This is a genomic window from Flavobacterium araucananum (assembly GCF_002222055.1).
GTDB classification, from domain to species: domain Bacteria; phylum Bacteroidota; class Bacteroidia; order Flavobacteriales; family Flavobacteriaceae; genus Flavobacterium; species Flavobacterium araucananum.
Genome location: NZ_MUGS01000031.1, coordinates 50,524 through 59,409 on the forward strand (window position 1 = coordinate 50,524; position 8,886 = coordinate 59,409).

At 38.3% G+C, this 8,886-nt stretch carries 6 protein-coding genes; 4 read left to right on the forward strand and 2 right to left on the reverse strand.

Annotation, left to right across the window (positions count from 1 at the left end; translation table 11 throughout):
• Nucleotides 1-4: 4 nt before the first annotated feature.
• From B0A64_RS15420 to B0A64_RS15430, 3 genes are all read left to right on the forward strand, one after another.
• Nucleotides 5-2,926: a PQQ-dependent sugar dehydrogenase gene (locus tag B0A64_RS15420; protein WP_089480402.1), complete on the forward strand. Its 2,922-nt coding sequence runs from the start codon at nt 5-7 to the stop codon at nt 2,924-2,926.
• Between the two features lie 223 nt (nt 2,927-3,149).
• A complete protein-coding gene (locus B0A64_RS15425) occupies nt 3,150-5,060 on the forward strand; it encodes a fumarate reductase/succinate dehydrogenase flavoprotein subunit (protein WP_089480403.1) in 1,911 nt (636 codons plus the stop codon).
• Nucleotides 5,061-5,155: 95 nt separating this feature from the next.
• Nucleotides 5,156-5,902 carry a succinate dehydrogenase/fumarate reductase iron-sulfur subunit gene (locus B0A64_RS15430; protein WP_089480404.1) on the forward strand — a complete coding sequence of 249 codons (747 nt, stop codon included), beginning with the start codon at nt 5,156-5,158 and terminating at the stop codon, nt 5,900-5,902.
• A 66-nt stretch (nt 5,903-5,968) separates the two neighbouring features.
• Here the strand turns inward: B0A64_RS15430 and B0A64_RS15435 are convergent, their stop codons facing one another.
• Together B0A64_RS15435 and B0A64_RS25730 are read right to left on the reverse strand one after the other, a co-directional pair.
• Nucleotides 5,969-7,300 (reverse strand): S41 family peptidase, encoded by a 1,332-nt coding sequence (locus B0A64_RS15435; RefSeq protein WP_089480405.1) that lies wholly within the window; start codon nt 7,298-7,300, stop codon nt 5,969-5,971.
• 67 nt (nt 7,301-7,367) lie between these two features.
• Entirely contained in the window at nt 7,368-7,490 is a 123-nt protein-coding gene (locus tag B0A64_RS25730; protein ID WP_262495540.1) for a hypothetical protein, read from the reverse strand.
• A gap of 850 nt (nt 7,491-8,340) precedes the next feature.
• On the opposite strand from B0A64_RS25730, the gene B0A64_RS15440 reads away from it, so the two are divergent.
• A complete protein-coding gene (locus tag B0A64_RS15440) occupies nt 8,341-8,775 on the forward strand; it encodes a DUF1810 domain-containing protein (RefSeq protein WP_089480406.1) in 435 nt (144 codons plus the stop codon).
• Nucleotides 8,776-8,886: the final 111 nt, after the last annotated feature.

Genomic DNA, 8,886 nt, shown 5'->3' on the forward strand with positions numbered 1-8,886 from the left:
ATCTATGAAAAAAAATCTACTTTCCAAATTTCAAGAGAGGCGACCGTTAGCGCATTTGTTCTTTGCTTTTTTTCTATTGCTTTCCTGGCAATCCCACTCTCAATACATAACACAAAACCTTGCTCCTACAGCTGTAATCAAAGAGGGACTTTCGTTGGAACAATCTTCAGATGGGAGAATATTTATCGCAGAAAGAGCCGGTATTGTCAAAGTGTTTCAAAACAATGTTGTTTCGACTGTTTTTACAGTAGCAACTGTTACGGATAACGAACAAGGATTACTTGGATTGACTTTGCATCCTGATTTTGCTACAAACGGCTATATCTATGTCTTTTATTCGATTAACGACGGTGTTATCAGGCATCGAATCGAACGAATAAAAATTGACAATGCCAATCAGGTTGTGAGCAGACAGGAAATTTTGTTGCTTGAACCTATTGGTGGTGGTTTTCATAATGGTGGTGATCTAAAATTCTTTAACGGATTTTTGTATGTAACCGTTGGAGACAGTCAGCAAAATACAAACTCTCAGGATCTTGATACTTACAAAGGAAAAATTCTCCGTCTTACCGAGGATGGACAACCTGCTCCCGGAAATCCTTTTTACGGAAGTGGTTCTGTACAAAGACAAAGTATCTGGGTTTATGGTTTTAGAAATCCGTGGAGACTTGTAGCCAATCCAAAAGCCAATAAATTATTTGTGCTCGATGTTGGAACTTCTTGGGAAGAAATCAATGAAATTAGCAATCCAACAATTCGAAACTACGCCTGGGGACATCCTCAAGGTGGCGACGGAAAACAAACCGAAACAAATTTATTTACCAATCCTATCTTTACTTATGCCACCGGAAGCATTGGTAATGCTTTGACCAATGGTGTTTTGTATAACCCCAACACACCGCGTTATCCTAATCTTGAAGGCAAATTTATTATCAAAGATTTTGTTCGAAATGCCATTCGCTCTTTCGATCCAAATATTGCTGATCCGGAATCGGTCGAATTTTATTCGGCTCCACAGCAACAAGCACTTGGAATGATGTTGGGCAATGATGGATACATTTATTATTGTGCTTACGGCAATAACGGTTCTTTAATTAAGCTTGATTATATCGCCACTGCGGCACCAACCATAGTAAATCATCCTGTGTCGCAAACCATCATGCAAACAACTCCTGTAACTTTTGCAGTATCTGCCAGTGGTGTGGGACTTTCTTATCAATGGCAATTTAATACTGTAGATATTCCCGGAGCAACTGCGGCAACCTATACAATACCTAATGTAACAACAGCAAATGCAGGAGCTTACAGAGTTGTTGTAACCAATACCGCCGGCAATGCCACCAGCAATCCGGCAACATTAACCGTGACACCTTTTAGCAATGCACCTACTGTAACGATTGTTGCACCGTTGCCAACATTAAAATGGAACGCTGATGATGTTGTGCATTTTGAAGCTACAGGAACAGATATCGAAGACGGGACACTACCTGCCAGCGCTTTTTCGTGGAGCATGGATCTTTTTCATGAAGATATTCCCGGAGCAGGACACTCGCATCCCGGTGCAAGTCCGCAGGGTATAAAATCCGGAAACTTTACAACTTCGAACCAAGGCGAAAAAACACCAAATGTCTGGTATCGTTTTACCGTAAAAGTAACAGACAGTAATGGCTTGACAGGAACTGCATTTGTTGATATCAAGCCCAATTTGGTCGATGTTACCGTAACGAGTACTCCCGCTTTATTAGCTTTAGAATTCAATCAGAAACCAGTTACAGCACCGGCAACAAAACAAGTTGTGGCAAATGCTGCTTTGCAAACCCTGAATGCTCCTACCCCGCAATATGTGGGTAATATAAGATATGATTTTGATCATTGGAGCCATGGCGGAGTTGCGAATCAAACTTTTAAAGCACCCGCAACAGGAACCATAACATATACTGCTGTTTATACGGCAACAACACTTGGCAATGCCCCTTATTTAGGCATCATTGGGCAAATTCCGGGCGTGATCGAAGCCGAAAATTATGATGTGGGCCCAAGTGCGTATTTTGACAGTAATGGTGGCGGAGATAATGTGTACAGAGCCGGAGATGGCGTAGGAACAGAAGCCTGCAACGAAGGCGGATACAATCTTGCTTATGTTGCCCAAAACGAATGGCTTAAATACACTGCAAGAGTAAATACGACTGGCCTTTATACTATCAATTTAAGAATTTCATCGCCTTACGCCAATAGAAAATTACATCTTGAAGTCGATGGTGTAAATGCGACAGGAACGGTAAATATTCCTAATACAGGAGGTTTTCAGGCGTGGCAAACCACTACAATACCTAATATTGCGCTAACTCAGGGAACTCATATTATTACTTTGTTTTTTGAAGAGGGTGATATCAACATCAATAAAATGGAATTTGTATTAACCGGAAGTTCTACTGCCCCTGTTGCAGACTTTGAAGTCAGCAATCAAATGGGATGTCTGAATGCTCCCGTAACGTATACCTCTGTTTCTATAGGAACTGTTGCTAGTTATGCATGGAGTTTTGGAGAAAACGCAACACCCGCAACCGCAACCGGAGCCGGACCTCATACTGTAATTTATGGTACCGAAGGAACAAAAACGGTTTCGTTAACCGTAAGCAACAACATAGGCAATAATAAAAAAGAAATCGCTTATATGGTACACAACTGTACGACGCTTGGTATTGATATCCCAAATCAGGAATCGAACAAAATTAGCGTTTTTCCTAATCCTTCAACAGGTGTATTCCATTTATCCAAAGCCTTAGAATGGAGTGTATATTCGCCTTTGGGAATCAAAATAAAACAAGGATCAGGAGATTTAATCAGCATCTCTGAACATCCTACAGGAATCTATTTTGTAAAAACAAGTGCTGGTAACAAAGCAATTTCTATTAGTAAACAATAGTATTAACGGATTAAGATTAAAATGTGATCCCTATTTTTGACAGCAATTAAACAAATTTGCTTCGCCTGATTAGTATCGATCGGGAGAAGCAAATTTTTTAATTTATAATCCTTATAATCTGCGAGTTTAAACTAAATCCTTAGGCTTTTCTATCTCTAAAATCATTTTTTTGTAGTAAATTACCTCTTCTTAAAATTAGGTATTCATTTTAAATACACAAAAAATGATAGACTCAAAAATACCGGAAGGTCCACTCGCAGAAAAATGGAATACGTATAAGGCGAAAGCAAAACTTGTAAATCCCGCCAATAGAAAAAAACTGACTATTATCGTTGTAGGAACTGGTCTTGCAGGTGCTTCATGTGCTGCATCATTGGCAGAACAGGGCTATAATATACAGTCATTTTGTTTTCAGGATTCTGCCAGAAGAGCACATTCTGTTGCGGCACAAGGTGGTGTGAATGCTGCAAAAAATTATAAAAACGACGGTGACAGTACTTATAGAATGTTTTATGACACTATAAAAGGCGGCGATTTTAGATCCCGTGAAGCCAATGTTTACCGTCTGGCAGAATGCTCAGCGGCATTAATCGATCATGCTGTGGCACAAGGTGTACCCTTTGCCAGAGAATATGCCGGATATCTCAATAACAGATCTTTTGGAGGTGTTCAGGTTTCGAGAACCTTTTATGCCCGCGGACAAACCGGACAGCAGCTGTTGCTGGGTGCTTATCAGGGTTTATTGCGTCAGGTTTCTTTGGGCAAAGTAACGATGCATACCCGACACGAAATGCTGGAATTGGTGGTAATCGACGGCAAAGCCAAAGGAATAATAGCCCGAAATCTGGAAACCGGAGCACTCGAACGTCATGTTGCAGATGCTGTAGTATTGGCCTCAGGAGGTTATGGCAAAGTCTATTATCTGTCTACGCTGGCAATGGGTTGCAACAGTTCTGCCATCTGGAGAGCGCACAAAAAAGGCGCTTACATGGCAGGTGTGAGCTGGATTCAGTTTCATCCTACCTCACTACCGCAACACGGAGCCAATCAATCTAAACTTACTTTAATGTCTGAATCGCTTCGTAACGACGGGCGAATCTGGGTCCCTAAAACCGCACGCGACGACAGAAATCCAAATACAATTCCCGAAGAAGAGCGAGATTATTATCTGGAACGTAAATATCCCTCTTTTGGCAATCTGGCGCCCAGAGATATTTCGTCAAGAGCGGCAAAAGAACAAATTGATGCCGGACATGGCGTTGGCCCAATGAAAAATGCCATTTACCTTGACTTTTCTGATGCGATTAAAACACAGGGAAAAAATACAATCGAAGCCAAATACAGCAATCTGTTTGCGATGTACGAAAAGATTACCGGAATCAATGCCTACAAAGAACCCATGTTGATTTCGCCATCGGCGCATTTTACAATGGGCGGACTTTGGGTCGATTATGAGTTAATGACTACTATCCCGGGTCTATTTGCCTTAGGCGAAGCCAATTTTGCCGATCATGGCGCCAACAGATTAGGCGCAAATTCGCTCCTTCAGGCTTGTGTCGATGGTTACTTTATTGCGCCATACACCATTCCTAATTATTTGTCAGGAGAATTAAAAACAGATAAAGCAGACACCAATCATCCTGCTTTTGAAGAAGCCGAAAAAGTTGTCAGAGCACAATTAGACAAATTCCTGAACAGCAAAGGAACGCTCTCTACAGATTATTTTCATAAAAAAATTGGGCGATTACTATATGAAAAATGTGGTCTTTCGAGAAGTAAAGAAAAACTCGAAGCAGCAATCGAAGAAATTAAAACCTTAAAAGCTTCATTCGAAAAAGACTTACTAATTACCGGAGATGATACGCTAAACAGCGAACTGGAAAAAGCCGGACGCATTGCCGATTATATCGAACTGGCAGAGCTAATGTGTTATGATGCCCTGCAAAGAGAAGAATCCTGCGGTGCTCACTTTCGCGAAGAATACCAAACGGCAGATGGCGAAGCGGTTCGCAATGATGTCGATTTTTGCTACGTTTCGGCCTGGGAATGGAAAGGAAAAGGACATCAGCCAGAATTGCACAAAGAGCCCCTAGTATTCGAATCTGTTGAGCTGGCAGTTAGAAGTTACAAATAATTGTTAATTGTAAATTATTAATTAACAATCCATAGAGCTCCATTTCATAACCTACAAACAATTCATAATTAACAATTTATAATTAATAATTAGCTATGAAACTATATCTTAAAATATGGCGACAACTCAATACTTTTTCTAAAGGAGAAATGACCGATTACGAAATTGATGAAGTTTCTGAGCACATGTCTTTTCTGGAAATGCTCGATTTATTAAACGAATCGTTAATTCAGAAAAAAGAACGTGTGATAGAATTTGATCACGATTGCAGAGAAGGTATTTGCGGTCAGTGTGGCGTTATGATCGACGGGAGAGCGCACGGCCCCTTAAAAAATACGACTACGTGCCAACTTCACATGCGTAGTTTTAAAGACGGAGATACAATTTATATCGAACCCTTTCGAGCCAAAGCCTTTCCGGTTTTACGGGATTTAAAAATCGATCGGTCTGCTTTTGATACGATTATAGCATCTGGCGGGTTTATTGGCGTTTCGACAGGTCAGGCTCCCGAAGCCAATAGCATCCCGATATCTTACGAAACTGCCGAAGCCTCCTTTGATGCCGCCGCCTGTATTGGTTGTGGTGCTTGTGTCGCAACCTGCAAAAATGCAAGTGCTGCACTGTTTGTAGGTGCCAAAATAACGCATCTGGCTTTGCTCCCACAAGGAAAAACAGAAGCATCGAAAAGAGTTCTGACAATGGTACAAGAAATGGATCAACAAGGTTTTGGAAATTGTTCTGACACCAGAGCCTGCGAAATCGAATGCCCGCAAGGGATTTCGATCCTTTCGATTGCAAAAATGAATGCTGAATATACCAAAGCTTTAATTTTTAGAAAGTAATACACAATAAAACCCGACAGGTTTAGAAAACCTGTCGGGTCTATGATTTGTTTAAAGCATTAGATCTTATTCTTTTTTATAAAACTTTTCCTGTCCGTTCTGATAAATCCTTTTGATTCCTGTTATAACGTTGTTTTCAGAAATAACTTTTATACGGAAATCATCGATCCCGTCAACCAGAAATAAATCCTGTTCCAAGGGAATCAGAGCAAAAGTTGCTATATTATTCCATTTATAATATAAAGTATTTTCTTCGAATACCAACGCTGCTTTTGCATATTTACCCTGATACGATTTTAAAATTGCACTGTCGACACTAACTGATTTTTGTCTGTTTTTAACAATAGGAATATACCAATCGAGGTTGTTTACTGCCTCTTTATTTTTTGAAGATAATTTTTGTAATGCCAACAAATGCGAGGTGTTTACAGCTTCTTCGCTTTTGCATAAAACATCCGGGATAACCCCTTTTCCTTCAAAATCCTGATTGGTAATAGGGTCTTTAACTTCTCCAAAAGGAATATTTACAGCAAAACCATTTGGCAATACCTTGCGATCAACAGGATGTGCACCTCCGGCAGTTTTCTCGCCCACGATAGTAACACGCTTTAAATTCTGGAGCGAATAACTCATCCACTCTGCAGCAGAAAAAGTAATTGCACTTGTCAAAATATATATATCGATATCCTCCAGGCGTTTACCCGGAACAGACGGCAATAACCACATTTCTCTTTCTGTTTTTTTTCGGTTTTTCTCGTAATAGTAATATTTATAAAGCGGTAATTCCTTGCCCGAATAGAAGTAACTGCTTAAAAATTGCCCCATTTCCATCGCACCACCATTATTTTTTCGCAAATCGATAATCAGAGCATCTGTGTTGTTTAAAAATTGCATGGCTGCCGCTGCAGTTTCACTTGCTATTGCAGGATCTTCGAAATAATCGAACTGCAAATACCCAATATTTCCCTCTAAAATTCGGGTTTGCTGAAAACCAAAATTTTTCTTTTTTGCTTCTGCTAACTCCTGTGCTTTAATTTTTTTCTGTGTCTCTTTATCTCCCTTTTTTTGCTGATCCTCTGTCCATTCCGGATCATATCGTACCCCAAAATGCAAATCTTTGCTCACCTCAATAAGGTCTGTGGTCAGTTTACCTGCAAATTCATTTGGCTTCACGACGTCTTTGTAACTCCCCTTTTTATAATTTTCATTCAGTTTTTTCTTTATCTCTCCAATAGCGTTTGGCCGTATGTAAAATTCTTCGAGTTGCTGAATAAGCGAATCAATAATTTGTTTTTTATTTACTTCCGTAAGAACAAGCTCTTCTTTGGCAAGCGACGTTTTTTGCGAATACGCAGCAATTGAAAATGTTAGGAATAGTAAAGCGAATAGGTGTTTCATTTTTATGAAGTTTTACAGTTTAAAATTATTTTATGCAGGATTGTGTCTATCAATTGTATTATTCCGGTCAATGACCTATTGTACTATCACTTACAATCTTCCGGATATTTTTCCGGAAAATCTTCCTGTACTCTTTTATGGTTTGCTCTACGGTATACAGTACAGTTCCGTTTGAATTATTCTGATTCATGTAATATCAGTTTGTTTTAAATTTATTTGATATATCAAATATAATTATTTAATTGATATATCAAATACTTTTAATTACTTATTTCAAATTGCTAGTTTATCAAATGTTCTTTTTTAGACCAAATGCTAAAAATTGTCTTGTACTTAAATGATTTTCATTGCATAAATAGCCCCCTGCTTCAGCTGGAGGTGATTAACATGTACAACAAGAAGGCTTTAGCCAAATCAGGCATTTTTGGCTAAAGCCATTCAGATCGATTTTATGTAAACTCCGGCCAAAGCTGGAGCCAATTCAAAAAAACTTCCCGAAGTCTCTCTCTTTGCGTCTTTGCGAGAGATTTATGCAATACCGTATTAAAAATATTTTCCTTAACTTAATAACATTATCCGTAGGGATTCTACCTAATCTTTTTTAAGTCAAAAGATTCCGGAATTATTAAACCAGCAACTTGAATTAATTGTTTATTTTAAATTGGCGTTTACACATAAACCCGAACGGTTTTAAAACCTGTAGGGTTTGGTTAAGAAAAATTTAAGTTTTTAGCAGGATACCTTACAGCAGGTAAATTTCAGCTATTGAAAGAATTTTCTCAGATTGCATTTTAAAAAAGGATCCTGCACTAATTATAAGGTTCCGAAACGGGTTATCCCGAAAGGATTAATTTATTATTATTCTCAGTTTTTAAGGGATCATTTTCTCAATTCATTAAAAAGGTTCCGATAAATACTACAGATTTTTTTGTCTTAATATATATAAAAAAAAGAGACCTAAAAAAAACTTTAGTAATGCTCAACTACATTTATTTTCAGTAGTTTTACGACCTGATTGTCCCAAATAAAATCAGTAAATAATGGCTTACAATAACAAAGATTTAGTTCGGTTTTTAGACGCACAAAATAAATTATACCTGTCTGCACTTTCTGAAATTAAAAAAGGAAAGAAAGAATCTCCCTGGATGTGGTTTATTTTTCCTCAGATAAAAGGACTTGGATCTTGTGATACTTCAAAATTTTACGAAATTAAAAATGCAGATGAAGCTATAGCCTTTTTAGAACATCCAATCCTGGGAAAACACCTTATAGAAATTACAGCCGAATTAATCAAAACGGACGAAAAGACGGCGGAAGATATTTTTGGAAATCCTGACAATGAAAAACTGCAATCCTGCATGACTTTATTTGCGAGCATCCAGAATGGCGAACCTGTTTTTAATAACGTATTGGAAAAATATTTTGACGGATCATCAGATTTTCATACGCTGCAATTGTTATACAGCAATTTTTAAGAACTGAATTTTAGAATATTTACTAATTCTAATCAAAGCGAAATATTTATAGAACGAATTAACAGATACTATAAAAAAAGTTCCAGCGAAACAAAATATTTATAGAACCAA